A 26778-nucleotide genomic window follows, 5' to 3' on the forward strand; every position below is an offset into this window, starting at 1 on the left:
TGCTAAACTGTGCACAAGAAGTTCAAGGAGGACCCACCCTATGACCCAAGCTTTGACCCTGTCTCATGGCCTGCCCTCTGCGGTAGGCAACCTGGATGCCTACATCCAGGCGGCTCGGCGCTTCCCGATGCTGAGCGAGGCTGAGGAATTCGCCCTGGCCCGCCGTCTCCGCGAGGAAGACGACGTGGATGCTGCACGTCAATTGGTGCTCTCCCATCTGCGTCTGGTCATCGCCATCGCCCGGGGCTACCTGGGTTACGGCCTGCCCCATGCGGACCTGATCCAGGAAGGCAACATCGGCCTGATGAAGGCGGTGAAGCGCTTCGATCCCAGCCGCGGCGTGCGTCTGGTGTCTTTCGCCATGCACTGGATCAAGGCTGAAATCCACGAATACATCCTGAAGAACTGGCGCCTGGTCAAAGTGGCCACCACCAAGGCCCAGCGCAAGCTGTTCTTCAACCTGCGCAGCCTCAAGGCCAGCAGCGACACCCTGACCCCGGCCGAAGTGGACGAGATCGCCTACAAGCTGGGGGTCAAGGCCGAGGAAGTGGTGGAAATGGAAACCCGCATGGGTGGCCGCGACCTGGCCCTGGACGGCTCGCCGGATGACGAGGACGACAACCGGGTGGCGCCCATCGCCTACCTGGCCGACAGCGCCGCCGAGCCGACCCAGGTGCTGGAAGCCCGGGAATACGACCGGCTGCAGAGCGACGGCCTGCAACAGGCCCTGGCCGGCCTGGACGAGCGCAGCCGGCGCATCGTCGAAGCCCGCTGGCTGGACGAGGAAAACCCGGCCACCCTGCACGACCTGGCAGCCGAATTCGGCGTTTCCGCCGAGCGCATCCGCCAGATCGAGGTCAAGGCCCTGCAGAAGATGAAGGGCCTGCTGGCAGCCTGAACCGCCCGGCACCTCACTGCAAGAAGGCCGGCTCCCGTCACGGGCCGGCCTTTTTCTTTGCCCGATCCTTTGCCCGATCCGGCGCCGGCTCAGTCCTCATGCAGCAGCCGGTGCAGGTCCGCCACCACGGCGGGCACCTGGGCGTTATCCGGAATGAGGAGCCGCAGCCGTCCCCGGGGATCGTAGACGTAGGCGCCGGCCGTGTGATCCAGGGTGTAGCCCAGGCCGCCGCCCACCTCCTGGCGCACCGCGGTGATGCGGAACTCGGCCACGGTCCGGGCCAGGGTTTCCCGGTCGCTCCACAGGCCGAGGAAGGACGGATCGAACCAGGTGACGTACTCGCCCAGGCGGGCCGGGCTGTCCCGCTCCGGGTCCAGGGTGACGAACAGCACCTGCAGCCGCTGCCGCTCCTCCCCCAAGGCCTCCCGCACCGCGGCAAAGCGGGCCAGGGCGGTGGGGCAGATATCAGGGCAGGAGGTGTAGCCGAAGAAGAGGATCACCACCCGGCCGCGGAAGTCCGCCAGACGCCGGGACTGGCCGCCCTGGTCCGCCAGGGCGCGCGGGAACTCGGCGGCGAAGGTGGCACCGCTGAGATCGGTATGGTGAAAGGGCTGGGGCGGTGAGCAGGCTGTCAGGCCCCAGCACAGCGCCACCCAGAGGAGGAGGTGCTTCACGGCAGCGCCAGCCGGTCCTCAATGGCCCGGGCCAGGGCTTCCGGCTTGGTCATGGGCCCATAGCGCCCCACCGCCCGGCCCTGCCGGTCCACCAGGAACTTGGTGAAATTCCACTTGATCCCGGCGGTACCGAGCCAGCCGGGCTGTTCCTGCTTGAGCCAGCGGTAGAGCGGATCAGCCTGGGGTCCGTTGACCTCGAGACGGGCGAAGACGGGAAAGCTGACGTCGTAGTTGAGGGAACAGAAGCTGGCGATCTCCTCCGCATTGCCCGGTTCCTGGGCACCGAACTGGTTGCAGGGAAAGGCCAGCACCGTCAGGCCCTGCTCCCGGTAACGCCGGTAAAGGGCCTCCAGACCCGCGTACTGGGGCGTGAAGCCGCAACGGCTGGCCGTATTGACGATGAGCAGCACCTGCCCCCGGTAATCGGCCAGGGACTGCTGGCTGCCGTCGGCACGGCGGACGGAAAAATCGAAGACGGTCGTCATGGCGCAAACCCCGGTGGAGAAGCTGCCACTTTACCCCAGCCGCTGCATCAGCCCAGGAAGCGGCTCATCCAGAGGGGCATGGTCAGCATGGAAGCCAGGGTGGAGGCGGAGATGAGCCAGGCCACGCTCTGCCCGTCGCCCCCCATGCGCATGGCCAGGATGTAGGCCGAGGAGGCCGTGGGCAGGGCGGCGAAAAGGATGGCCACGTGGTAGTAGAGGCCGGACAGCCCCAGCAGGGGACCGGCGAAGATGGCCACCAGGGGCAGCAGCAGGAGCTTCACCGCCAGGATGTAGAAGGAGGCGGAACGCACCTCGGCCTGGCCCTGCAGGCGCAAGGCCGCGCCGACGGCCAGGAGGCCCAGGGCGATGGAGGCGTCCCCCAGGCGGGAGAGGAACATCTGCAGGGGCGCCGGCGGCACGAAGCCGGCCAGGTTGAGCAGGAAGCCGGAGGCGGTGGCCCAGATCAGGGGATTGCGGGCCACCTCCCGCAGGGCACCGGCCTCGCCGTGGCGGGCCAGCATCCACACCGCCGACAGGTTGGCCAGGGGCACGGCGGCGCCGACGATGAGGCCCATGGTGGCGATGCCCGGGGTGCCGAAGAGCAGGCCCGCCGCCGCCAGGGCGATGTAGGAATTGAAACGGAAGCCGCACTGGAACAGGGAGGCCAGCACCAGGGGCTTGAGGCGGAAACACTTGAGGCCGGCCCAGCTCAGCACCATGCCCGCGCCCATGGAGAGCAGGGCGGTGGCCAGCAGGGGCGCCGCCGCCGCCAGGTCCAGGCGGGTCTTCAGCACCGCATTGACCAGCAGGGCGGGGAAGAGGATGAAATAGACCAGCTTCTCGATGCCGGCCCAGAAATGATCCCCCAGATGCATGTAGCGGCGCAGCAGCAATCCCAGGAGGATCAGGCAGAAATCGGGCAGGAGCAGGAGGGCGGTGGTCATGGCGCCATTCTACCGAGGCCGGCGAAAGCACCCCTTGGCCTTTGCCGCATAGTGAATTCGGTCACGCCGAAGGCTGGTGCCGCCGTGGGAGAATGGCGCCAAACAACATTCAGGGAATCGATCATGCGCGACAACGCCATTGTCCAGTTTGGCCCCCAGTACCACGTGGGCATCCCCCAGGTGGACCAGGAGCACCAGCAGCTGTTCGCCATCGTCGCCCGCATCCAGCAGGCCCTGGAGCAGGACGGCGACACGGCCCAGAACGAAGCCCGCCGGGCGGTGGCCGAACTGCTGGAATACACCCGCACCCACTTCGCCAGCGAGGAGGCCCTGATGGAGGCGGCCGCCTACCCTGCCCTGCCGGCCCACCGGGAACTGCACCGGGAACTGCTGCTGCAGGTGGGGGAAATGGAACTGCGGGTGGAAGTGGGCGAGCCTTCGGCCAGCCTGGATCTTTCCCGCTTCCTGGCCAAGTGGCTGATCAACCACATCCAGGTGGCCGACCAGCGCTTTGGCGCCTTTGTCGCAGAACGGAGCTAGGCCCCGGCCTGGCCGCCGTGGCGGCCACCCAGGAAAAAAGGCGCCCGCGGGCGCCTTTTTTGTCGCAGCAGTGCCGGCTTAGAGGCGGTACTGGGCCACCACCTGCTGCATTTCCTGGGCCAGGTGTGCCAGTTCGCCGGCGGTGTCGGAGGTGGATTGGGCCGCGGCGCTGTTCTCCTCGGACATCTGGGCAATCTTCTCCACCTGCTGGGCGATGGCGGTGCTGGCCATGCTCTGCTCCCGGATGGCATCGGAAATGTCGCCCACCATGTCCACCGTCTTGCGCGAACCTTCGCCGATTTCCTGGATCGCCTCGTTGGCCTGCTCGGCCCGGGAGACGCCCTCGTCCACCTTTTCCACCACGGCGTGGATGCCATGGACGGCAGCCTGGGCGCCCGCCTGCATCTCCAGGATGGTGCTGGCGATTTCCTGGGTGGACTGGGTGGTACGCTCGGCCAGCTTGCGCACTTCGTCGGCCACCACGGCGAAGCCGCGCCCCTGCTCGCCGGCACGGGCAGCCTCGATGGCGGCGTTGAGGGCCAGCAGGTTGGTCTGGTCGGCCACTTCCTTGATCACTGCCACCACGTTGTTGATGCGCTCGCTCTGCTGTTCCAGGCGGGCGATCTGCTCGGAGGCGTTGCGTACGGTTTCGGCAATGCCGTTGATGCCCTGCACCGTGTCACCGATGATGCCCTCGCCCTTGTGGGCCAGTGCGCCGGAAGCGGAGGAAAGCTGGTTGGCCTCGCCGGCCCGGTCAGCCACATGGGTAATGCTGACGGTCATCTCCTCCACCGTGGCGGCCATGCTGGAAGCGGCCTCACTCTGGTGGCCGGAGGCGATGGACATCTGGTGGGAAGCGGTGGCCACCCGGTTGGCGGCATTGTTCACCGCATCGGTATGGTTGCTGATTTCCCGGAAGCTGGCCTGCAAACGGTCCAGCAGGCGGTTGAAGGCGGAAGAGGCCTGGGCCACTTCATCGGTGCCGCGGACCTCCAGGCGGCCGGTGAAATCCAGCTCCTTCTCGATGCGGGAGAACATGGAGACCATGTTGCCGAGGGAGCTGTCCACGTGGCGATAGACCATGAAACCGAGCCCGGCGACGCCGGCGGTACACAGCAGGATCACCACGATGGAGATCACCTTGCCGGTTTGATAAGCCTCGCCGGCCTTGCGCACTTCCTCTTCGGCCAGATGCTCGTTGTACTTGCTGTGGGCTTCGACGTTCTCTGCCAGGCGCTTGGACACCTCGCCGGCCTGGCCCATACCGTTCTTGGCCTTTTCCCCATGTCCGGCCTTGGTATCGGCGATGGCCGGGTCGATCAGGGCGTAGTACTCCTTCACCAGGGCCTTGCTGGTTTCCAGGTACTGGCGATCCTTGTCGTCGCTGATCAGCTTCTCGTAATCCTGCAGGGCCTGGAGCAGATCCTTCTTGGCGCCTTCAATGCGCTGCTCCACCGCCGGCCGCTGCTCTTCCGTGCTGAGGAGAAACACCAGCATCTGGGTGCGCAAGCGCAGGAAATTGGATTCCATGCTGGCCACCTTGCGGATGCTGGGGATGGAGTTCTCGTGGGCATACTCCAGGTTGGCATTGATGGCCCCCATCTCTTTCAGGCCGAAACCGCCGACCACGATGAGGCCGGCCACCGCCAGCAGGATGAGGAGGGCGAGGCGTTTGGCGATCGTCATTTTTATCCCTTTTCCAATCAAACCATGCAATATGGCTATAACTTATCGCATATTACCTGCGATGAGGATAGGGATTATGTCCGCTTTTTGCCTGACCGCACCCTGACATTTCCTGTCATGCCGCCATCTCCTCAAACCACCCCCAGATTCTGCAGGCGCTGCCATTCCTCCGCCGTCACCCCGAACTCGGCCAGGATGGCCTGGCCATGCTCCCCGGGAGCCGGCGCCGGCCGCACCGGCTCGACCGGCATGTCGGAGAGGCGCACCGGCGGCCCGTACTGGGTGATGCCGTCAGCCTGGATGCCCATGCCCCGGGCCTGGAAGTGGGGATGGGCCAGGGCCTCGGCCACGGTCAGCACCGGCGTGACGCAGCAATCGACCCGGGCGAACTTTTCCGTCCAGTAGGACTGGGGCTGGCTGGCGAAAAGGGTCTCCAGCTCTGCCCGCATGGCCCTGGCCTCGGCTCCGGTGGCGCCATGGCGGGCCTTCCACCGGGGCTGGCCGAGGGTGTCGCAGAAGAGGTCCCAGAACTTGCGCTCCAGGGGCGCCACCGCCATGTAGCGGCCATCCGCCGTGGCGTAGACGCCGTAGCCCGCATCGCCGCCGCTGAGCATGTCCCGGCCCCGCTCCGGCACGCTCCCGCTGCCCTGCAGGGCGAACAGGGGAAAGAGGTTGTGGGCCAGGGCCGCATCGCTCATGGAGACGTCCACGAAACGCCCCTGGCCGCTGCGCCGGGCATCGAAGAGGGCCGCCAGGATACCCATCACGGCACTCATGGCGCCGCCCAGCAGATCGCCGATCTGCAGGTTGGGAATGGCGGGCTGGCCACCGTCCACGCCGATCTGGTCGAGGATGCCGGCGTAGCCGATGTAGTTGAGGTCATGGCCCGCCGCCAGGGCCAGGGGACCGCTCTGGCCGTAGCCGGTGATGGCGCAGAACACCAGGCGCGAATTGAGGCTGCGCAGGGCCTCGTAGCCCACGCCCAGCTTGTCCATGACGCCGGGGCGGAAGCTCTCGATGACCACATCGGCCTCCGCCGCCAGGCGCCGGAACAGGGCCGCCCCTTCGGGATTTTTCAGGTCCAGGCGCAGGCCCCGCTTGTTGCGGTTCACCACCCGGTAGAAGACGCTGACCCCCTCCGGGCCATCGCCCATGGTGCGGGCGTAATCGCCGGCGCCGTGGTCTTCGATCTTGATCACGTCGGCCCCCAGGTCGGCCAGATGCAGGGTGGCCACCGGGCCGGGCAGAAGGCGGGTCAGGTCGAGGATGCGGACACCTTGCAGGGGCTTGCTGGCCATGTTTGCTCGCTGGGATTGAAGACAATAAAACGGGGTGGCGCCGGTCGGACGCCACCCCGTCGCTTTCCCGTGGGGTCGGGGTGGGTTTGTATTTATTCGTAGGTGCGGATGTCCTCGATGACCTTGCCGTCGTTGGGCAGGTCGCCGGGGCTGACGAATCTGACTTCGCCGCGCAGCTTGGTGACGTCCCGGATGCTGGCGACCACCGCGTCGCCGAGCACGTCGTCGCCCCGCCCGCTCTCGCAGTGCAGGACCATGCGGTCCTGGCCGAGGGCATTGTCCACCACTAGGCGGGCCTTGCCGATTTCCGGATGGCGCTTGACCACCGCCGCCACCTGGTGCGGATGGACGAACATGCCCTTGACCTTGGTGGTCTGGTCGGCCCGTCCCAGCCAGCCCTTGATGCGCACGTTGGTGCGACCGCAGGGGGAGATGCCGGGCAGCACGGCGGACAGGTCGCCGGTGGCAAAGCGAAGCAGGGGATAGTCCAGGTTGAAGGTGGTGATGAGCACCTCCCCCACCTCGCCGTCGGCCACCGGGTCGCCGGTGCCGGGACGGACGATTTCCATCAGCACGTCCTCGTCCAGGGTCAGCCCCTGCTGGGCCTCGGATTCGTAGGCGATCATGCCCAGGTCCGCCGTGGCGTAGCACTGGCGCACCGTGATGCCGCGGGCGTTGAGAGCCTGGCGCAGGGAAGGCGGCAGGGCCTCGCCGGAGACCAGGGCCTTGGTCAGGGACGTGGCGTCGGCCTTCAGCTCGTCCGCCTTCTCCAGGATGATCTTGAGGAAGGACGGCGTGCCGACGTAGGCCGCCGGCTTCAGGTCGTTGATGGCCTGCACCTGCATCTCGGTCTGGCCGATGCCGGCGGGAAACACCGGGCAGCCCAGCTTGTGGGCAGCCCCTTCCAGCATGAAGCCGGCCGGGGTGAAGTGGTAGGAAAAGGTGTTGTGGATCAGCTCTCCGGCGCGAAAGCCGGCGCCGTGCAGGGCCCGGGCGAAACGCCACCAGTCCTGGCCCCGCCCTTCCGGATCGTAGATGGGCCCGGGGGAGGCATAGACCCGGGAGAGCCCGGAGAGAGGCGTCGCATTGATGCCGCCGAAGGGCGCCTGCTCCCGCTGCAGATGCACCAGGTCGCTCTTGCGCGTCACCGGCAGGCGGGCCAGGGCGGCACGGTTGTGGATGTCGTTGGGATTGACCTCCGCCAGCAGCCGCGCGAAGTACGGCGAATGCAGCTTGGCGTGGGCCACCTGCCGCGGCAGCCGCTCCATCAGTGACCGCTCCCGTTCCTCAGGATCGCGGGTTTCCAGGGAGTCGTAGTATTTCATCTGGCGTTCCTTAATCGACGCTCATCAATTCTGTTTTTGTTCCGACGCGAGACAGGTCCTGAGACGGCCAAGTAGCGCTGCAAGACTAGGCGCGCATCCGCGCCGTGTGCACCGGGCACACAAGCGGATAAGCAACGACGTATTGCAGTGCGCACGGCCTTCTCACGAAAGCCAGCGTTTGCGGCGGCGGTAGTGCTTGACGTCCTTGAAGCTCTTGCGCCCCGCCGACGACAGCCCCAGGTAGAACTCCTTCACGTCCTCGTTGGAGGCCAGTTCCTTGGCATCCCCTTCCATCACCACCCGGCCGTTTTCCAGGATGTAGCCCAGGTCGGCGTAGCGCAGGGCCACCATGGTGTTCTGCTCGGCCAGGAGGAAACTGACGTTCTCCCGGGAGTTGAGGTCCTTCACGATCTCGAAGATTTCCTCGACGATCTGGGGCGCCAGGCCCATGGAGGGCTCGTCCAGCAGGATCATTTCCGGCTTGGCCATGAGGGCGCGGCCGATGGCGCACATCTGCTGTTCGCCGCCGGAGGTGTAGCCGGCCTGGGAAGTGCGCCGGGTCTTCAGGCGCGGGAAGTAGTGGTACACCATCTCCAGGTTCTGCTTCAGCTCGGCCCGGGAGTTGCCCCGGGTGTAGGCGCCGGTGAGCAGGTTTTCCTCGATGGAGAGGTGGGCGAAGCAGTGGCGTCCTTCCATGACTTGGATGACGCCCCGCTTGACGAGTTCGTTGGGGGTCAGCTGATCCACCCGGGTGCCCTTGAACTCCACGCTGCCCTTGGTGACGTCGCCCCGTTCGGCGTGCAGCAGGTTGGAGATGGCTTTCAGGGTGGTGCTCTTGCCGGCGCCGTTGGCGCCCAGCAGGGCCACGATCTTGCCCTTGGGCACCGTCAGGGAGACGCCCTTCAGCACCAGGATCACGTGGTCGTAGATGACCTCGATGTTGTTGATGCTGAGGTAGTTCTCCGGGGCGGCCGGGGTGGCTTGAGTGGTCGTGTTCATAGGCTTAGATTCCCTTCTCTTGGGGCGGGGGGACGGGGCCTGCCGGCCCCGTCCCGGGCTCAGGTCGCTAGGGCGCCTCAGCCTTCCTTGCTGCAGTCACGCGGGGTGATGCCCTTTTCCTTGGCGTACTTGCCGGCGGATTCCTCGATCATGGGACGGACCATGTCCTTATCCGCATCGACCCAGTCGGAAACCACCTTCCAGGCCTTGCCGTCCCACTGCTGGAACTTCACCTTGCCGGAACCTTCGTGGTCGGCGCAGGTGATGGCCAGATCAGGCATGAAGCCTTCGGCTCCCAGCTCCTTGAGGCGCTTGGCATCGATGTGCAGATGCTCGAAGCCCCAGCGGGCCTGCTCGGCGGTAAGGGGCTTGCCCTTGCCGAACTTCTCCTGGGCGACGCGGATGGCTTCCACGGTGATGATGCCGTGCACCACGCCCCGGTTGTAATAGACGGAGCCGACCCGGGACTTGTCTTCCATGTTGCCCTTGTTTTTCTTGTAGACGTTGTCCTGGATCGCCTTCACCACCGGGTAGTTGGTGCCGGCCACGTTGAAGCCGGCGGCGGTGAAGCCCTTGGCGGCATCGCCGGCGGGCACGGTGTCTTCCTCGGCACCGGACCACCACACGCCCACCATCTTCTCCCGCGGGAAGCCGGTCTTGGCGGCGGCCTTGAGGGCGGTCGGGTTCATCACGCCCCAGCCCCACAGGATCACCCAGTCGGGACGCTCCTGGCGGATGGTCAGCCACTGGGACTGCTGCTCGTTGCCCGGGTGGGCCACGGGAATGGTCTTCAGGTTGAAGCCGTGCTTGGCAGCCTGCTTTTCCAGCACCGGGATGCCTTCCTTGCCGAAGGCGGAGTCATGGTAGAGATAGACGATCTTCTTGCCCTTGAGCTTGTCCAGGCCGCCTTCCTTCTGGCCAATGTACTTGACCATGCCGGTGGCCTGGGACCAGTAGGTGGTGATCATGGGGAAGACCCAGGGGAAGACCCGGCCGTCAGCCGCGTCGGTACGGCCGTAGCCGATGGTCACCATGGGGATCTTGTCCTGGGCCACCTTGTCCAGCACCGAGTAGGTGATGCCGGTGGACAGGGGCTGGAAGGTGGTGTTGCCGGTGGCGCCCTTTTTCTTCAGGCGCTCGTAGCACTCCACGCCGCGGGCGTTGTTGTACTCGGTCTCGCATTCTTCCCAGGTCAGCTTGACGCCGTTGATGCCGCCGTCCCGCTCGTTGACCAGGGTCATGTAGTCGATCCAGCCGCCGTAGATGCCGGAGCCGCCGGCCGCATAGGGGCCGACCCGGTAGGAAGGCAGGCCGATGAACTGTTCCTTGGCCTGGGCCAGGACGGAACCGGAAACCGCTGCGGAGGCTACCGCGGCAGCGAACAGGGCGATGGTTTTAACTTTCATTGTCTTGTCTCCTCTACTGATTATGTGGGTGCTGCTTTGACTTCCAATGCCTGGGTTAGTGGGGGAAAGGCCACAGACGCAGCTTTTCCTTGCCGATCTGCCACAGTCTCGCCAGGCCGTGGGGCTCGACGATGAGGAAGAAGATGATGAGCCCGCCGAAGACCATCAGCTGCAGGTTGGAGCTGATGCTGGGGGGCAGGAGGCCGGTGAGGAAATCCTGGATCAGCACGTCCAGGAAAATCGGCAGCAGCACGATGAAGGCCGCGCCGAGGAAGGAGCCCATGATGGAGCCCACCCCGCCGATGATGATCATGAACAGGATCTTGAAGGACAGGTCCAGGTTGAAACCTTCCGGCTCCACCGTGCCCAGGTAGGCATAGGCGTAGAGGGCGCCGGCGACACCGCAGTAGAAGGAGCTGATGGCGAAGGCCAGGAGCTTGGTGTGCATGATGCGGATGCCGATCACCTCGGCCGCCACGTCCATGTCCCGCACCGCCATCCAGGCCCGGCCGACGGAGCTGCGCACCATGTTCTTGGCCGCCAGTGCCATCACCGCCACGATGGTCAGCACCAGCAGGTAGAGGGAAATGGGCGTGTCGAAGCGGTAGCCGAGAATCTGGATCTCCTGGGCGGTGATGACGCCGGAGGAGGAGTCCATGGAGAACCAGCCGAACTTGGTCAGGGCCCAGACGATGAAGAACTGGGCCGCCAGGGTCGCCACTGCCAGGTAGAAGCCCTTGATGCGCAGGGACGGCAGGCCGAAGAGAATGCCCACGGCTGCCGCCGAGAGGCCGCCGCCGACGAAGGCCAGCAGCACCGGCATGCCCTCGATGCGGCCCATGAAGTTGTAGGCGGCGAAGGCCCCCACCGCCATGAAGGCGGCGGATCCCAGGGACAGCTGGCCGGCGTAGCCGGTGAGGATGTTGAGGCCCAGGGCCGCCAGGGAAAAGATGAGGAAGGGGATCAGGATGGCCTTGATCCAGTATTCGCTCGCCACCATGGGCACCACCAGGGCCGCCACCACCAGGATCAGGCCGATGGCGATACGGTCCTGGCGGATGGGGAAGATCTGCTGGTCGGCAGCGTAGCTGGTCTTGAATTGTCCGGCTTCACGGTAAAGCATGGTTTTGTCCTCTCCTTAAACCCGGTCGATGTGCTTCTCGCCGAACAGGCCTTCGGGCCGGATCAGCAGGAAGGCGAGGGCCATCACATAGGGGAACCAGGAGTCGATGCCGCCGCCCACATAGCCCCCCAGATACACTTCCGCCAGCTTCTCGGTGGAACCGATGATGAGGCCGCCGACGATGGCGCCGGGGACCGAGGTGAAGCCGCCGAGAATCAATACCGGCAAGGCTTTCAGGGCGGTGAAGGTGAGCGCGAACTGGACCCCGTTGCGGGCGCCCCAGAGCAGGCCCGCCACCAGGGCGACGAAGCCGGCCACGGCCCAGACGATGCGCCAGATGTTCTGCAGCGGGATGCCGATGGAGAGGGCCGCCTGGTGGTCATCCGCCACGGCCCGCAGGGCGCGGCCCACCCGGGTGTATTGGAAGAACAGGGCCAGCAGGGTGACCAGGGCCGCGGCAACGCCGGCGGCGAAGAGGTCGAAGCTGGAAACCAGGATGCCCGCCTTGTCCATGATCCACTCGATGGGCTCGTCCTGGATGCCCAGGTCCAGGCCGCGCACGGTGGAGCCCCAGATGCCCTGGGCCAGGCCTTCGACGAAGAAGGTGAGGCCGATGGTGGCCATGAACAGGGTGATGTGGGGCTGGTTCACCAGGGGCCGCAGGACGATGCGCTCGGTGGCGATGCCCAGCAGCACCATGGCGCCGAAGGCCAGGATCAGGGCCAGCCAGAAGGGCGCCCCCATTTCCTGGAAGCCGACGAAAGTCAGGGCGGCGAAGAAGACCATGGCGCCCTGGGCGAAATTGAAGACGCCGGATGCCTTGTAGATCATGACGAAGCCCAGGGCCACGAAGGAGTACATCACCCCCGAGAGCAGGCCGCCGATCAGCACTTCGAAAAAGAATTGCATGTTCCGTTCCTCCTTTTAGTGGGCCACGCCCAGGTAGGCGGAAATCACCTCCTGGTTGTTGCGCACATCGTCAGGCGTGCCGTCGCCGATCTTCTTGCCGTAATCCAGGACCACCACCCGGTCGGAGATGTCCATCACCACGCCCATGTCGTGCTCGATGAGGACGATGGTGGTGCCGAACTGGTCGTTCACATCCAGGATGAAGCGGCACATGTCCTGTTTCTCTTCCACGTTCATGCCGGCCATGGGCTCGTCCAGCAGCAGCAGGGAAGGCTCGGCGGCCAGGGCCCGGCCCAGCTCTACCCGCTTCTGCAGGCCGTAGGGCAGGCGCCCCACCGGGGTCTTGCGGATGTGCTGGATTTCCAGGAAGTCGATCACCTCCTCCACCTTCTCCCGGTGGGCCAGCTCTTCCTTCTGGGCCCGGCCCAGGTACAGGGCCTGCTCCAGGAAGCCGCACTTCATCTTGGTGATGCGCCCGGTCATGATGTTGTCGAGCACGCTCATGCCCTTGAACAGGGCGATGTTCTGGAAGGTGCGGGCGATGCCCTGGGTGGCCGCCATGTGGGGCTCCATCTTCTTGCGCTCTTCGCCGTGGAAGACGATGCGGCCTTCCTGGGGGTGGTACACCCCGTTGATGACGTTAAGCATGGAGCTCTTGCCGGCGCCGTTGGGGCCGATGATGGCGCGGATCTCGTGTTCCTTCACGTTGAAGGAAATGTCGGTGAGGGCCTTCACCCCGCCGAAGCGCAGGGAGATGTTCTGCAGGTCGAGGATCACCTCGCCGACCCGGCGCCCATTCTGGTTTTGTTCGCTCATGAAACGCTCCGTTCGGGATTAGGCGGCCTGGCGCACCACGGGGAAGGTCTTGGCATCACGGATCACCAGATCCGCCGCCACCTTGCCGACGCGGCCGTCTTCGAATTTCACCTGGGTCTCGATGAACTGGGATGTCTTGCCTGCATAGAAGGCGTCGATCAGCACCGCGTACTTTTCCGAGACGAAGTTGCGCCGCACCTTGCGGGTCCGGGTCAGTTCGTCGTCGTCCGGGTCCAGTTCCTTGTGCAGGATGAGGAAGCGGTGGATCTGGGAGTCGGCCAGCATGCCGTCGTGCACCAGCTGGGCATTGACCTCCTCGACGCACTCCTGGATCAGGTTGTACACGTCGGGCTTGGCGGCCAGGTCGGTGTAGCCGGAGTAGGAGATGCCGCGGCGCTCGGCCCAGTTGCCGACGGCGCCCATGTCGATGTTGATGAAGGCGCACACCTGCTCGCGGCCGTTGCCGAAGGCCACCGCCTCCTTCACGTACTGGAAGAACTTGAGCTTGTTCTCGATGTAGTTGGGGGCGAACATGGCGCCGTTGGCCATCTTGCCCACATCCTTGGCCCGGTCGATGATCTTCAGGTGGCCGTCCTCGTCGAAGAAACCCGCATCGCCGGTCATGAAGTAGCCCTCGCCGTTGATGGCCTCGGCGGTGGCATCGGGACGCTGGTAGTACTCCTTGAGCAGCATGGGCCCCTTGACCAGGATCTCGCCGTTGTCGGCGATCTTCACCTCCACCCCGGGAGCCGGCTTGCCGACGGAATCCAGCTTGATCTGGCCGTCGGGCTGCAGGCAGACGTAGGCGCAGGTCTCGGTCTGGCCGTAGAGCTGCTTCAGGTTCACGCCGATGGAGCGGTAGAAACGGAACAGGTCCGGACCGATGGCAGCTCCGGCGGTGTAGGCGACGCGGATGCGGCTCATGCCCAGGACGTTCTTGAGGGGCCCGATCACCAGCAGGTTGGCCACGGTGTAGGCCAGCCGGTCGCTGCCGGAAACGGGCTTGCCGTCCAGGATCTCGGCGCCGCAGCGCTTGGCCACGTCCATGGCCCAGGCGAACAGCTTGCGCTTGATGGCGCCGGCGTCCTCCATGCGGATCATCACCTGGGTCAGCAGGTTCTCGAACACCCGGGGCGGGGCGAAGTAGTAGGTGGGGCCGATCTCCCGCAGGTCGGTCATCACCGTGTCGCCGGACTCGGGACAGTTGATGGTGAAGCCGGCCACCAGGGCCTGGGCGAAGGAGAACAGGTGGTCGCCGACCCAGGCCATGGGCAGGTAGGAGAGGATGTCCTCGTCCTGCGTCAGCTGGTCGAACTGGCAACCGCCTTTGGCGGCGGCGATGAAGGCTTGGTGGGCCAGGCAGACGCCCTTGGGCTTGCCAGTGGTACCCGAGGTGTAGAGCATGACGCCGGTGTCGGTGGTGACGCCCTGCTCGATTTCCCGTTCGAGGAAATCGGGATGGTTCTGGTGGTGGATGCGGCCCATGGCCATGACGGCTTCGATGTCATGGATGAAGGGCTGGTTGTAGTGACGCATGCCCCGGGGGTCGTCGTAGATGATGTGGTCCAGCTGGGGCAGCTGCTCCCGCACTTCGAGCAGCTTGTCCACCTGTTCCTGGTCCTCGACGATGGCGAAGCGGATGCCCGCATCCTGCAGCACGAACAGCATCTCGTTGGCCACCGCGTCCTGATACAGGGGCACCGGTACGCCGCCGAGGCTCTGCACCGCCGCCATGGTCATGTACAGGCGCGGACGGTTGTCGCCGATGATGGCCAGGTTGTCGCCGCGCTTGAAGCCCAGCTCGGCCAGACCGCAGGCCAGGGCCCGGACGTTCTCGGCCACCTCGGCCCAGGTCCAGGTCTGCCAGATGCCGAGATGTTTCTCGCGCATGGCGGGGTGCTGGCCCCGCACCTGGGCATGGTGAAAGAGCAGGCGCGGGAAGGTCTCACCCGTCAGATTACGGGTGTGCGCCGCCTGGGAAGAAGCCACTTCCGGCATAACATCTCCTCCATTGTTATCCCCGCATAACCGATGCCGGCTTGCGGTTTTGTCCGGCCCTTCCCTGATGGGAAATTCCGGGTTCTGCTTCGGTGTTGGAACGGGGCTCCGGTCTTCCCGGTAACCCTGCTCCGGCTTGTCTCCTCCACCCTGGTCGAACACCTCATCGAGGAGGGTCGCCGGCTGGCATTTGGTCTCAATTTAGCGACGCGTCATGGCTATAATTGTCGTCGACCTGACAATTGGCTAAATAAATGCTGACGCTCTCCGAGTTGTTGCACAGCACCACCTGGGGCAGGGAACTGACTGGCGAGGAATTCGCCCGAATCGAGGCCGGCACTTTTGTGCGCCGCATTCCGGCGGGAGGATTCGTCTGTTACAAGGGTGAGCCCGTGGATTACTGGCTCGGGGTCATCGACGGCCTGGTGAAAATCGCCAGCCACGGGGTCACCGGCAAGACCGCCACCTTCACCGGGGTGCCCGCCGGCGGCTGGTTCGGCGAAGGCTCCATGCTCAAGAACGAGCCCCGCCGCTACGACGTGGTGGCCCTGCGCGACTCCCAGGTGGCCTGCATGAGCCGCACCACCTTCCAGTGGCTGCTGGACCACAGCATTCCCTTCAACCGCTTCCTACTCAACCAGCTCAACGAGCGTCTCGGCCAATTCATCGGCCGGGTGGAAATGGACCGGCTGCTGGAAACCGACGCCCGCATCGCCCGCTGCGTCGCCTCCCTTTTCAATCCCGTGCTCTACCCGGGCATCGGGCCCCAGTTGCAGATTTCCCAGGAGGAAATCGGCTACCTGGCCGGGGTCTCCCGGCAGCGGGCCAACCAGGCCCTCAAGCTGCTGGAGGAGCACGGCCTGCTGCGGGTCGAGTATGGCGGCGTCACCGTCATCGACCTGGAAGGACTGCGCCGCTTCGGCGCCTGATTCGCTTCACCCCACACTGAGAGAGACAAGGAAAATCCATGACCACCGATCGCCAACGCCTCGTCGATGAAACCATCGATTCCCGTCGTTCCGTGCGGGCCTTCCTGCCCACGCCGGTGCCCCGGGAGACCCTGGAGGAGATCCTGCGCATCGCCTCCCGCGCCCCTTCCGGCACCAATGTGCAGCCGTGGAAGGTGTACGTGCTGACCGGCAACGCCAAGGACCAGCTGTCCCAGAAAATCCTCGCCGCCTACAACGATCCGGAAGAGGCCCAGACCCATACCGAGGAATATCCCTACTACCCGGCCAAGTGGGTCTCCCCCTACATCGACCGCCGGCGCAAGGTGGGCCTGGATCTCTACGGCCTGCTCGACATCAAGAAGGGCGACGCCGCCCGCATGCACGCCCAGCACGGCCGCAACTACACCTTCTTCGATGCGCCGGTGGGCCTCATCTTCACCATCGACCGCATCATGCAGCAGGGCAGCTGGTTCGATTACGGCATGTTCGTGCAGACCATCATGCTGGCCGCCCGGGCCCGGGGCCTGGACACCTGCCCCCAGGCCGCCTTCACCCAGTTCCACCGCATCATCGGCGAACAGCTGAACCTGCCGGAAAACGAGATGGTGGTGTGCGGCATGGCCCTGGGCTATGCGGACGAAAGCAAGCCGGAGAACAAGCTGCGCACCGAGCGCGCGCCCCTGGAAGAGTGGGTGCGTTTCTGCGACTAAGGCAGAGCGCAGCGGCGGACTGACATCCCCGCCACAAGAAGGAAAGGACGCCGACCTGCAGGGCCCATGGCCCGGGGCCGGCGTTTTTGTTGCCACCTGGCGACGGCACCGCCAGAACCCGGTATCCGCCTGGCTCCCAGGCCAGACAGACGCAAAAGCGCCGCCCCTTCTGCCTCCCGGCAGGGGCGAAAAAAAACCGGGCACCAGGCCCGGTTCGCAAACACAGCAGAGGTTCTTCTTGGAGCCGACATGCCCTGAGGGCCATGCCGGCGCTGTCTCCTTTTTCTCCTTTGGTTTATTCCTTGGACGAGGCCGGCACAGGCGGCCCGCCCGGGCTGCGGCTGCCCCGGCCGGGGCCTTACATGCTGCGCCGGTACTGGCCGCCCACCTCGTAGAGGGCGCCGGTGATCTGGCCCAGGGAGCAGACCCGCACCGCATCCACCAGCACGGCGAAGACGTTGCCGTTCTCGATCACCGTCTGCTTCAGCTTGGCCAGCATGGCCGGCGCCTTGTCGGCATTGCGCTGGTGGAAGTCCTTCAGGCGGGCGATCTGGGACTGCTTCTCCTCTTCGGTGGAGCGGGCCAGCTCGATCTCCACCTGGGCGCTGCCCTTGGGATTCAAGAAGGTGTTCACGCCGATGATGGGGTAGGAGCCGTCGTGCTTCTTGTGCTCGTAGTAGAGCGACTCTTCCTGGATCTTGCCGCGCTGGTAGCCGGTTTCCATGGCACCGAGGACGCCGCCGCGGGAGGCGATGGCCTCGAACTCCTTGAGCACGGCCTCTTCCACCAGGTCGGTCAGCTCGTCGATGATGAAGGCGCCCTGGTTGGGGTTCTCGTTCTTGGCCACGCCCCACTCCCGGTTGATGATGAGCTGGATGGCCATGGCGCGGCGCACGGACTCTTCGGTCGGGGTGGTGATGGCCTCGTCGTAGGCGTTGGTGTGCAGGGAGTTGCAGTTGTCGTAGATGGCGATGAGAGCCTGCAGCGTGGTGCGGATGTCGTTGAAGTCCATCTCCTGGGCGTGCAGGGAACGGCCGGACGTCTGGATGTGGTACTTCAGCTTCTGGCTGCGCTCGTTGGCGCCGTACTTGTTCTTCATGGCCACGGCCCAGATGCGGCGCGCCACCCGGCCGATGACGGAGTATTCCGGGTCCATGCCGTTGGAGAAGAAGAAGGACAGATTGGGCGCGAAGTCGTCGATGTGCATGCCCCGGGCCAGGTAGGACTCCACGTAGGTGAAGCCGTTGGCCAGGGTGAAGGCCAGCTGGGAGATGGGGTTCGCGCCCGCTTCGGCGATGTGGTAGCCGGAGATGGAGACCGAGTAGAAGTTCTGCACCTGGTTGTGCACGAAGAACTCCTGGATGTCGCCCATCATCTTCAGGGCGAACTCGGTGGAAAAGATGCAGGTGTTCTGGCCCTGGTCTTCCTTGAGGATGTCGGCCTGCACCGTGCCGCGCACGGAGGACAGCACCCACTCGCGGATCTTCTCGGCTTCGTCTTCCGTGGGTTCGCGTCCGTTGTCGGCGCGGAACTTGTCCAGCTGCTGGTCGATGGCGGTGTTGAAGAAGCAAGCCAGGATGATGGGCGCCGGACCGTTGATGGTCATGGAGACGGAGGTGGTGGGGCAGACCAGGTCGAAGCCCGAGTACAGCACCTTCATGTCGTCCAGGGTGGCAATGGAAACGCCGGAGTTGCCGATCTTGCCGTAGATGTCGGGACGCACGTCCGGGTCGCAGCCGTACAGGGTGACGGAGTCGAAGGCGGTGGACAGGCGGTGGGCCGGCATGCCTTCGGACACCTTCTTGAAGCGGCGGTTGGTGCGGAAGGCATCGCCCTCGCCGGCGAACATGCGGGTGGGGTCCTCACCCTCGCGCTTGAAGGCAAAGACGCCGGCGGTGTAGGGGAAGGAGCCGGGGACGTTTTCCTTCATCAGGAAACGCAGGGTCTCGCCATCGTCGGTGAAGCGGGGCAGCACCACCTTCTTGATCTTGGTGCCGGAGAGGGACTCGGAGACCAGCTTGGTGCGGATTTCCTTGTCGCGGATTTTCACCACGTACTCGTCGCCGGAGTAGGCCCTGACCGTGTCGGGCCACATGTCGAGCAGTTTCTTGGCCTTGGCGTCCAGCTCGCTTTCCTTGCAGGCGATGAGCTCGTCGAACTTGGGCAGGGCGGCCTTGGCAGCCTCGTCGTAGCTGTTGAAGAGGTCCTTGGAAATGCGCAGGGACTGGCGCTCCCGGGCGATCTTCACCTGCTCTTCGGTATGCTTGTGGTAGGCGCGCAGGGTGTCGGCGATCTCGGCCAGGTAACGGGTGCGCTCCACCGGCACGATGGCGCGGCCGCGGGAGGATTCCTTGACCGTCACCACGGGCAGCTTGCCGGCCTTGGCCTTGAGGCCGAACTCCACCAGCTTGGGCAGGATGGCCTGGTACAGGGCGGTAACGCCGTCGTCGTTGAAGCGGGCGGCCATGGTGCCGAACACGGGCATTTCGTCGGGGGACTGGGTGAACAGCTCCCGATTGCGCTGGTACTGCTTGCGCACGTCGCGCAGGGCATCTTCGGCGCCCTTGCGGTCGAACTTGTTGATGGCAACGAAGTCGGCGAAGTCCAGCATGTCGATCTTCTCGAGCTGGGAAGCGGCGCCGAACTCGGGGGTCATGACGTAGAGGGAAGCATCCACCAGAGGCACGATGGCGGCATCGCCCTGGCCGATGCCGGAGGTCTCGACGATGATCAGGTCGAAGCCGGAAAGCTTGCAGGCGGCGATGACCTCGGGCAGGGCGGCGGAAATCTCGGAACCGGTCTCCCGGGTGGCCAGGGAGCGCATGAAGATGTTGGGATGCTCGATGGCATTCATGCGGATGCGGTCGCCCAGCAGGGCACCGCCGGTGCGCTTGCGCGAGGGGTCGATGGAGATGATGGCCAGCTTGAGCCCGTCTTCCTGGTCCAGGCGGAAGCGGCGCACCAGCTCGTCGGTGAGGGAGGACTTGCCGGCACCGCCGGTACCGGTGATGCCCAGGGTCGGGGTGGTGGCCACCAGAGCGGCGGCTTCGACGATCTGCTTGCGCAGGCCTTCGGGGTAGGCGCCGTTTTCCAGGGCGGAGACGATGCGGGCCAGGGCGCGGCGGTTGCCGGACTGCAGGGCCGCCATGACTTCCTCGGGCTTCTGGGGCGCCAGGGTGGTGAGGTTGTAGTCGGACTGCTCCACCACGTCGTTGATCATGCCCTGCAGGCCCAGGTGCTGGCCGTCTTCCGGCGAATAGATGCGGGTCACGCCGTATTCGTGCAGTTCCTTGATCTCGGAGGGCACGATGACGCCGCCGCCGCCGCCGAAGACCTTGATGTTCTCACCGCCGTTTTCCTTCAGCAGGTCGATCATGTACTTGAAGAATTCGACGTGGCCACCCTGGTAGGAGGTAATGGCGATGCCCTGCACGTCTTCCTGCAGGGCCGCATTGACGATGTCGCCGACGGACCGGTTGTGGCCCAGGTGGATCACCTCGGAGCCGGTGGACTGCAGGATGCGCCGCATGATGTTGATGGAGGCGTCATGGCCGTCGAAGAGGGAGGCGGCGGTGATGAAGCGCACCTTGTTCTTCGGCTTGTAGGGGACGATTTTCTTGGCGATGGAGAGGTCGGTCATGATGTCGCTCCAATAGGCGGATGGGATGGAGCCGGCGCGGCTGCCGGCGCAGGGTTCGGAAGTATCAGGCGCCGAAATCGTCGGGCATCTGCAGGGCCACCACTTCGCCGCTGGCCGTGGCCACGCCTTCAGCATAGACGGTGGATTCGATCACCACCTTGCGGCCCTTGATTTCCTTGACGCGGCCGCGGATCTCCAGGGTCACGCCCAGGGGGGTGGGTTTCAAGTACTTGACCAGCAGGGAGCCGGTGACGAAGCGGAACGGGGGCAGGCTGTCCATTTCCCGGCCTTCGGCCCGGTACATGGCGGCCGCGGCGGTGCCGGTGCTGTGGCAGTCGATCAGGGAAGCCAGCAGGCCGCCATAGACGAAGCCGGGCACGGCGGTGTGGTAAGGCTCGGGGGTGTAGCGGGTGACGCTCTCCTCCCCTTCCCAGAAAGTCTTGATGCGGTGGCCGTGGTCGTTGCGGCTGCCGCAGCCGTAGCAGTGGGCCACGCTCTCCGGGTAGTAATCCTGAAAGGCTTTCATGGGCAGACCGGCTTTCTCGACGTTTTTCTAAGAATGGCAACATCTTAAAAAGTCCGCCGGCCCAGGGCCATTGCCCGCCATGCCGCAAATCGTGCAAAATCCGCCAATATGGAATTTCAACCAATTCACGGTGTTGCAGGGCAGCAATGAGCAACCCTGACAAAATCGCCAGTCCCCTGCCCCGCCCCCGGGCCACCGTGGCCATGGGCTTCGTCCAGGGCATGCTGGCCGGGGTCACGGCCCGCGGCGGCGATGCCGGCCCCCTGCTGGAGCGGGCCGGCATCGGCCGGGAGGTGCTGCACCGGCCGGATGTGCGGGTGCCGGTGGAGCGTTACGCCGCCCTCTACAACCTGCTCATCGCCGAACTCGGCGACGAGGGTTTTGCCCTTTTTTCCACGCCCCTGCCGCCGGGCACCTTCGAATTCCTCTGCCGCAGCGTCATCAGCGCACCGACCCTGGGCGAGGCCCTGCAACGCAGCACCCGCTTCCTGGGGCTGGTGCTGCATGATCTGTCGGTGCATCTGGAAAGCGGGAGCGCCGGTCAGGCTCTGCTGCGCATCCGGGAGGAGCGCCCCCTGGCCGTCGGCCGGGTCTTTGCCTTTGAATGGCTGCTGCGCCTGCTGCACGGCCTGGCCTCCTGGCTGGCGGGGCGCAGCATCGTCCTGGAGCGGGTCCAGTTCCCCTACCCGCGCCCGGCCCATGCGGACGACTATGCCCTGATCTACACCGCCCAGTCGGACTTTGCCGCCGATTCCCTGGCCGCCAGGTTCTCCGCCACCCTGCTGGACCTGCCCATCCGCCGCGACGAGGCGGCCCTGGCCAGCTTTCTTGAAGGCTCCCCGGGCAAGATCACCACCCTCTACCGGCGGGACCGGGAAATGGTGCTGCGGGTGCGCGACATCCTGCGCGCGGCCCTGCCGGAACTGCCCGATCTGGACGGCGTCGCCCGCCAGCTCAACCTGTCGCCCCGCACCCTGCACCGGCGCCTGGAGGAGGAAGGCTCCAGCTTCCGCGCCATCAAGGATGCCCTGCGCCGGGACCTGGCCCTGTCGCGCCTGACCAAGACCAGCCAGCCCCTGGGCCAGATTGCCGCCGACCTGGGCTTTGCCGATCCCTCGGCCTTCTTCCGCGCCTTCGTCTCCTGGACCGGCACCTCACCCAGCCAATACCGCAAGCGCCTGCGGGCCCAGAAGGAGCGCCCCGGCAACGGCCAGGAACCGTCTCAGGCCTGAGTATTCACCGTGGCGCCGGCCACGGCGGCAACTGCGGCACCGGCATCGCCCATGCCACCCACGTCGATATAGACCTGGGGCACACTGGCGACGCCGTCGCCCCCCTGCCCCATCAACTGGTCCAGCTTGGCCATGCTTTCCTGGATGCTGCGCACATCCTTGTCCTGCTGTCCGAGTTTCTGCTTGAGCAGGGCGACAACAGCCTTGAGCACCTTGCGCGCCTCTTCCAGGGCCTTGCGCAAAGCCTTGTCCGCATCGGACTGGCCGCCGCTCCTGACCCCCTCCGTGGCGCCCCGGCTTTCGCCGGCCCTCTTGTCTTCGGCCTTTTTCTCCGGATCGGCAGCTACCGCGGCCGCAGCTTCCGCTTCGGCTTCTGCACCGGCTCCGCTGGCTGCCGCGGCCGACTCATCGGCCGCCCCTGCCTCTGCGCTGTCGGCCTCGTCACCGCCCGTATCGGCCTGGGCCTCTGCCGCAGTCGCCTGGGCCACGGCGCTCTGGGCCGGTCCATCTGCCGTCCCCTGGGCCGCATCGCTGCCGACACTGGTGGTTTGACTGGCTGAACTGTCCGAACTGCTCACGGACAGATTGGCCGACGCGCCCGAACCGCCGCTGTTGCCGCCCAGATTGCCGGCCAGGGAAGCAAGTTCCTTGGCGATGCTGCGGACCTGCCGGGCCAGCGCCTTGGCCTGCTCCGGCGTCGCCCCGGCCAGCATGGACTTGAGCATCTGCAGCCGCCTTTTCAGCATTTCGGCCTTGTCGGCCGCCGCCTGCTTGCGGGTCTCCTGGGCCGACGGCATGGAGCGCAGCTGTTGCAGTAAACTGCTCATCTGCCGCGCCCGCTCTGATTGTCGCTTGGCCTGCTCGTCTTCCTTGGGCGAGAGGATGGACTGGGCCAGGGCTTTGGCACTTTCCCTCGCCTCGTCCGCCCCTCCCTGTCGTTCGCTGCGCTTGGCGGAAGCGGTAGACGCGGTCGTCCAGCTAAGGGAAGTGATTTTCATGGGATATCGCCGGCGAGGAACACATGGTTTGTTAACGGCAATATGCCGGCCGACTTGACCCAAGCCGGCCGGCGGTGGGAATTACTCCACCGTCACCGACTTGGCCAGGTTGCGCGGCTTGTCCACATCGGTGCCCTTGACCAGGGCTGCGTGGTAGGACAGCAGTTGCAGGGGAATGACGTGGAGGATGGGGGAGAGGCGGCCGTAGTGTTCCGGCAGGCGCAGGATATGCACCCCTTCCGACTCGGCGATTTCCGAATCCGCATCGGCGAAAACATACAGCTCGCCGCCCCGGGCCTTCACTTCCTGCAGGTTGGACTTGAGCTTCTCCAGCAGCACGTCATTGGGCGCCACGGCGATGACCGGCATGTCCTTGTCCACCAGGGCCAGGGGCCCGTGCTTCAGTTCGCCAGCCGGATAGGCCTCGGCGTGGATGTAGGAAATTTCCTTGAGCTTGAGGGCCCCTTCCAGGGCGATGGGGTAATGGATGCCGCGACCGAGGAAAAGGGCATGCTGCTTCATGGCGAAGCGCTCGGCCCAGGCCTTGATCTGGGGCTCCAGCTCCAGGGCCCTGCCGATGGCGGCGGGCAGGTGGCGCAGGGCCTGCAGCTGGATAGCCTCCTCGGTATCGGAAAGACGCCCCTTGAGCTTGGCCAGCACCAAGGTCAGCAGGAACAGGGCTGCCAGCTGGGTGGTGAAGGCCTTGGTGGAGGCCACGCCGATTTCCGGGCCGGCCCGGGTGATGAAGCGCAGAGCACATTCGCGCACGATGGCCGACTCGGGCACGTTGCACAGGGCCAGGGTACGGTGGTGGCCCAGGGCCTTGGCGTGGCGCAAGGCGGCCAGGGTGTCCGCGGTCTCGCCGGACTGGGAAATGGCGATGACCAGCTGGTCCGCCTGGGGCACGGATTCCCGGTAGCGGTATTCGCTGGCCGTTTCCACGGTGCAGGGAATGCCGGCCACGGCTTCGAGCCAGTAGCGGGCGGCCATGCCGGCGTGGCTGGAAGTGCCGCAGGCCAGGATCAGCACCGAGGTGGCGCCGCCCAGCAGGGTTTCCGCTTCGGCCCCGAAGAGGCCGGCCTGCAGGCTCTTGGCGCCGCCCACCATTTCCAGGGTATTGGCCAGGGCGTCGGGCTGCTCGAAGATTTCCTTCTGCATGTAGTGGCGGAAGCGGCCCAGTTCCACCGCGTCCGCCGACAGGCTGGAGAGGGCCACCGGCCGCTCCACCGGCGTGCCGTCGGCCCGGGCAACGCGCCAGCTTTCGGGACGCAGTTCGGCCACGTCGCCGTTTTCCAGATAGACGATGCGACGGGTCACCTGCAGCAGGGCGGAGGCATCCGAGGCCGCATAGTTGCCCTGCTCGCCGACACCCAGGAGCAGGGGCGAACCTTCCCGGGCAACGATGACCCGGCCCGGTTCGTCTTCCTTGACCACGGCGATGGCGTAGGCGCCCTGGAGGCGCTGCACCGTGCGGCAGACGGCGCGGAACAAATCAGGCTCGCTCTTCAGGGTGTGGTGGATCAGGTGGGCGATGGTTTCCGTATCGGTCTCGGAGGAGAAGCTATAACCCAGGGCCGACAGTTCGGCGCGCAGGGACTCGTAGTTCTCGATGATGCCGTTGTGCACCACCGCCAGACCTTCGGAGATGTGGGGATGGGCGTTGCGCTCGGAAGGCACGCCATGGGTGGCCCAGCGGGTGTGGGCGATGCCGGTCTCGCTGGTGGCTCCGATGCTGTCGGCCTGGGCCGCCAGTTCGGCCACCCGGCCGACGCTGCGCAGGCGTTGCAGGCCGCCGTTGAGGATGGCCAGGCCGGCGGAGTCGTAACCCCGGTACTCCAGCTTGCGCAGGCCTTCCAGCAGGACGGGAACAATGTTGTTGCGTGCTGCCGCCGCGACGATGCCGCACATGGCTCAGCTCCCCGCCATTTCCAGGGCCCGCTTGGCGAACCAGGGACCCAGGCCGTAGAGGCCGCCCATGGCCAGGGCCATCAGCACGGTGCCGGCCACCAGCTGTTTACCGGCCTTGGCGCAGTCGGCCCAGTGCTTCCAGCAGAAATAGAGGGGCCCCAGCACCGGCACCAGCAGGGCACAGGCACCCCAGCGCCAGCCGTGGGCGAAGGAGGCGGGAATGGTGTCGATGTAACCCACCAGGAGCAGCATGCCGCCGCCGGCCACGGCCAGGGCGACGGTCAGTACGTAAAGGGTGAAATAGGCGTCCATGGAACTTCCTTACTTTTTGACTTTTTCGGGGCGCTTCCAGCCGGCCAAGCTGACCTGGCGGGCGCGGGAAACGGTGAGGGAATCGGCGGGGGCATCCTTGGTCAGGGTGGTGCCGGCCCCCAGGGTGGCACCGCGGCCCACGGTGACCGGGGCCACCAGCTGGGAGTCGGAACCGATAAAGGCATCGTCCTCGATGACGGTGCGGTGCTTATTGGCGCCGTCGTAGTTGCAGGTGATGGTGCCGGCACCGATGTTGACCCGCTGGCCCACGGTGGCATCGCCCACGTAGGCCAGGTGGTTGGCCTTGGAACCGGGGCCGAGAATGCTGTTCTTCAGTTCGACGAAATTGCCCACATGGGCCTCGGCCCCCAGCTCGGTACCCGGCCGCAGGCGGGCGTAGGGACCGACGATGGCATCGGGTCCGACGACGGCCCCTTCCAGGTGGCTGAAGGCGGCGATGCGGGCGCCGGCCTTGACCGTGACGTTCTTCAGGACGCAATAGGGACCGATGTCCACGGCTTCCTCCAGCACCACCTCGCCTTCGAAGACGCAGCCCACGTCGATGGCCACGTCGCGGCCGCAGCGGAGCTGGCCGCGCACGTCGAGCCGGGCCGGGTCGGCCAGGCGCACGCCCTGCTCCAGCAGGCCGTGGGCCAGGCGCAACTGATAGACCCGCTCCAGCTCGGCCAGCTGCACCTTGCTATTGACCCCGGCCACCTCCCATTCGCCTTCCGGCTGGGCCGTATGCACCGGCACCCCGTCCGCCACCGCCAGGGCCACCACGTCGGTCAGGTAGTACTCGCCCTGGGCATTGTCGTTGGAGAGACGGGACAGCCAGTCTTGCAGGCGGGCCGTGGGCAAAGCCATGATACCCGTGTTGGTTTCCCGTACCAGGCGCTCGGCCGGAGTGGCGTCCTTTTCCTCGACGATGCGCTGCACCCGGCCGGCGCTGTCGCGGATGATGCGCCCGTAGCCCTTGGGATTTTCCAGATCCACCGTCAATACCGCCAGGCCGTCGCCGGCGGCCTGCACCAGCCGCAGCAGGGTGGCGGCCTGGATCAGGGGCACATCGCCGTAAAGCACCAGGGTCATGCCCTCGCCATCCAGCAGGGGCAGGGCCTGCATCACCGCGTGGCCGGTGCCCAGCTGGGGTTCCTGCACGGCACAGGCCACATCGGCTGCAGCCAGGGCGCTGCGCACCACTTCGCCGCCGTGGCCCACAACCAGGCAGATACGGGACTGGCCCAGACGGCGGGCGGTATCCAGGACGTGGGCAGCCAGGGCCTTGCCGGCAATGGGATGAAGCACCTTGGGCAGATGGGAATGCATGCGCTTTCCCTGGCCGGCGGCGAGGATGACGATATTCATGGGACTTTTCCGCGATACAGAAGCGACACGGCC

At 65.7% G+C, this 26778-nt stretch carries 23 protein-coding genes; 5 read left to right on the forward strand and 18 right to left on the reverse strand.

Annotated elements, in window-relative coordinates; all coding sequences use genetic code 11:
* Positions 1 to 40: 40 nt before the first annotated feature.
* Positions 41 to 898, forward strand: coding sequence for an RNA polymerase sigma factor RpoH (rpoH, locus tag EV678_RS10105; RefSeq protein WP_014236224.1), 858 nt, complete (start codon positions 41 to 43; stop codon positions 896 to 898).
* Positions 899 to 987: 89 nt separating this feature from the next.
* Here the strand turns inward: rpoH and EV678_RS10110 are convergent, their stop codons facing one another.
* From EV678_RS10110 to EV678_RS10120, 3 genes are read right to left on the reverse strand one after another with little or no spacing between them, the layout of a single operon-like run.
* Positions 988 to 1572: an SCO family protein gene (locus tag EV678_RS10110; RefSeq protein WP_130459440.1), complete on the reverse strand. Its 585-nt coding sequence runs from the start codon at positions 1570 to 1572 to the stop codon at positions 988 to 990.
* Entirely contained in the window at positions 1569 to 2057 is a 489-nt protein-coding gene (locus EV678_RS10115; RefSeq protein ID WP_130459441.1) for a glutathione peroxidase, read from the reverse strand. The genes EV678_RS10110 and EV678_RS10115 overlap by 4 nt, the downstream gene beginning before the upstream one ends.
* 47 nt (positions 2058 to 2104) lie before the next feature.
* On the reverse strand, positions 2105 to 3001 hold the full coding sequence (locus tag EV678_RS10120; protein ID WP_130459442.1) for an AEC family transporter: 897 nt from the start codon (positions 2999 to 3001) through the stop codon (positions 2105 to 2107).
* Positions 3002 to 3124: 123 nt separating this feature from the next.
* Between EV678_RS10120 and EV678_RS10125 the strand changes: the two genes are divergently transcribed.
* Positions 3125 to 3541, forward strand: coding sequence for a bacteriohemerythrin (locus EV678_RS10125; protein WP_014236220.1), 417 nt, complete (start codon positions 3125 to 3127; stop codon positions 3539 to 3541).
* Positions 3542 to 3619: 78 nt separating this feature from the next.
* Here the strand turns inward: EV678_RS10125 and EV678_RS10130 are convergent, their stop codons facing one another.
* The 9 genes from EV678_RS10130 to EV678_RS10170 all read right to left on the reverse strand — a co-directional run bounded on the left by EV678_RS10130 (position 3620) and on the right by EV678_RS10170 (position 15101).
* The gene (locus EV678_RS10130) at positions 3620 to 5227 is read right to left on the reverse strand and encodes a methyl-accepting chemotaxis protein (protein WP_014236219.1); all 1608 of its coding nucleotides are present in this window, start codon (positions 5225 to 5227) and stop codon (positions 3620 to 3622) included.
* Positions 5228 to 5358: 131 nt separating this feature from the next.
* Positions 5359 to 6525, reverse strand: a complete 1167-nt coding sequence (locus EV678_RS10135) for a CaiB/BaiF CoA transferase family protein (protein WP_130459444.1) — start codon at positions 6523 to 6525, stop codon at positions 5359 to 5361.
* A 92-nt stretch (positions 6526 to 6617) separates the two neighbouring features.
* On the reverse strand, positions 6618 to 7850 hold the full coding sequence (locus tag EV678_RS10140; RefSeq protein WP_014236217.1) for a phenylacetate--CoA ligase family protein: 1233 nt from the start codon (positions 7848 to 7850) through the stop codon (positions 6618 to 6620).
* A gap of 162 nt (positions 7851 to 8012) precedes the next feature.
* Entirely contained in the window at positions 8013 to 8849 is an 837-nt protein-coding gene (locus tag EV678_RS10145; RefSeq protein WP_014236216.1) for an ABC transporter ATP-binding protein, read from the reverse strand.
* A gap of 77 nt (positions 8850 to 8926) precedes the next feature.
* Positions 8927 to 10255, reverse strand: coding sequence for an ABC transporter substrate-binding protein (locus EV678_RS10150; RefSeq protein WP_130459445.1), 1329 nt, complete (start codon positions 10253 to 10255; stop codon positions 8927 to 8929).
* Between the two features lie 55 nt (positions 10256 to 10310).
* Positions 10311 to 11378: a branched-chain amino acid ABC transporter permease gene (locus tag EV678_RS10155; RefSeq protein WP_014236214.1), complete on the reverse strand. Its 1068-nt coding sequence runs from the start codon at positions 11376 to 11378 to the stop codon at positions 10311 to 10313.
* A gap of 15 nt (positions 11379 to 11393) precedes the next feature.
* Positions 11394 to 12287 (reverse strand): branched-chain amino acid ABC transporter permease, encoded by an 894-nt coding sequence (locus EV678_RS10160; RefSeq protein ID WP_014236213.1) that lies wholly within the window; start codon positions 12285 to 12287, stop codon positions 11394 to 11396.
* Positions 12288 to 12302: 15 nt separating this feature from the next.
* Positions 12303 to 13103, reverse strand: a complete 801-nt coding sequence (locus EV678_RS10165; RefSeq protein ID WP_130459446.1) for an ABC transporter ATP-binding protein — start codon at positions 13101 to 13103, stop codon at positions 12303 to 12305.
* Between the two features lie 18 nt (positions 13104 to 13121).
* Positions 13122 to 15101 carry an AMP-dependent synthetase/ligase gene (locus EV678_RS10170; RefSeq protein ID WP_130459447.1) on the reverse strand — a complete coding sequence of 660 codons (1980 nt, stop codon included), beginning with the start codon at positions 15099 to 15101 and terminating at the stop codon, positions 13122 to 13124.
* 254 nt (positions 15102 to 15355) lie between these two features.
* Here EV678_RS10170 and EV678_RS10175 point away from each other — a divergent pair, with 254 nt between their 5' ends.
* Together EV678_RS10175 and EV678_RS10180 are read left to right on the forward strand one after the other, a co-directional pair.
* Positions 15356 to 16030, forward strand: coding sequence for a Crp/Fnr family transcriptional regulator (locus tag EV678_RS10175; protein ID WP_014236210.1), 675 nt, complete (start codon positions 15356 to 15358; stop codon positions 16028 to 16030).
* A 38-nt stretch (positions 16031 to 16068) separates the two neighbouring features.
* The gene (locus EV678_RS10180) at positions 16069 to 16761 is read left to right on the forward strand and encodes a nitroreductase (protein ID WP_130459448.1); all 693 of its coding nucleotides are present in this window, start codon (positions 16069 to 16071) and stop codon (positions 16759 to 16761) included.
* A gap of 358 nt (positions 16762 to 17119) precedes the next feature.
* Here EV678_RS10180 and icmF read toward each other — a convergent pair whose 3' ends face one another.
* Together icmF and EV678_RS10190 are read right to left on the reverse strand one after the other, a co-directional pair.
* Positions 17120 to 20401 carry a fused isobutyryl-CoA mutase/GTPase IcmF gene (icmF, locus tag EV678_RS10185; protein WP_130459449.1) on the reverse strand — a complete coding sequence of 1094 codons (3282 nt, stop codon included), beginning with the start codon at positions 20399 to 20401 and terminating at the stop codon, positions 17120 to 17122.
* 64 nt (positions 20402 to 20465) lie between these two features.
* Entirely contained in the window at positions 20466 to 20927 is a 462-nt protein-coding gene (locus EV678_RS10190) for a PaaI family thioesterase (protein WP_014236207.1), read from the reverse strand.
* Between the two features lie 146 nt (positions 20928 to 21073).
* Between EV678_RS10190 and EV678_RS10195 the strand changes: the two genes are divergently transcribed.
* Positions 21074 to 22159, forward strand: coding sequence for an AraC family transcriptional regulator (locus EV678_RS10195; protein WP_130459450.1), 1086 nt, complete (start codon positions 21074 to 21076; stop codon positions 22157 to 22159).
* Here EV678_RS10195 and EV678_RS10200 read toward each other — a convergent pair.
* From EV678_RS10200 to glmU, 4 genes are all read right to left on the reverse strand, one after another.
* A complete protein-coding gene (locus EV678_RS10200; protein WP_130459451.1) occupies positions 22150 to 23157 on the reverse strand; it encodes a hypothetical protein in 1008 nt (335 codons plus the stop codon). The two genes, EV678_RS10195 and EV678_RS10200, sit on opposite strands and share 10 nt — an antisense overlap.
* An 81-nt stretch (positions 23158 to 23238) precedes the next feature.
* Positions 23239 to 25065 carry a glutamine--fructose-6-phosphate transaminase (isomerizing) gene (gene glmS / locus EV678_RS10205; RefSeq protein WP_130459452.1) on the reverse strand — a complete coding sequence of 609 codons (1827 nt, stop codon included), beginning with the start codon at positions 25063 to 25065 and terminating at the stop codon, positions 23239 to 23241.
* Positions 25066 to 25068: 3 nt separating this feature from the next.
* A complete protein-coding gene (locus tag EV678_RS10210; RefSeq protein WP_014236203.1) occupies positions 25069 to 25377 on the reverse strand; it encodes a hypothetical protein in 309 nt (102 codons plus the stop codon).
* 9 nt (positions 25378 to 25386) lie between these two features.
* Positions 25387 to 26745 carry a bifunctional UDP-N-acetylglucosamine diphosphorylase/glucosamine-1-phosphate N-acetyltransferase GlmU gene (glmU, locus tag EV678_RS10215; RefSeq protein ID WP_130459453.1) on the reverse strand — a complete coding sequence of 453 codons (1359 nt, stop codon included), beginning with the start codon at positions 26743 to 26745 and terminating at the stop codon, positions 25387 to 25389.
* Between the last annotated feature and the right edge of the window lie 33 nt (positions 26746 to 26778).

The sequence above is a fragment of the Azospira oryzae genome (genome assembly GCF_004217225.1).
In the GTDB taxonomy this organism is placed as follows: domain Bacteria; phylum Pseudomonadota; class Gammaproteobacteria; order Burkholderiales; family Rhodocyclaceae; genus Azospira; species Azospira oryzae.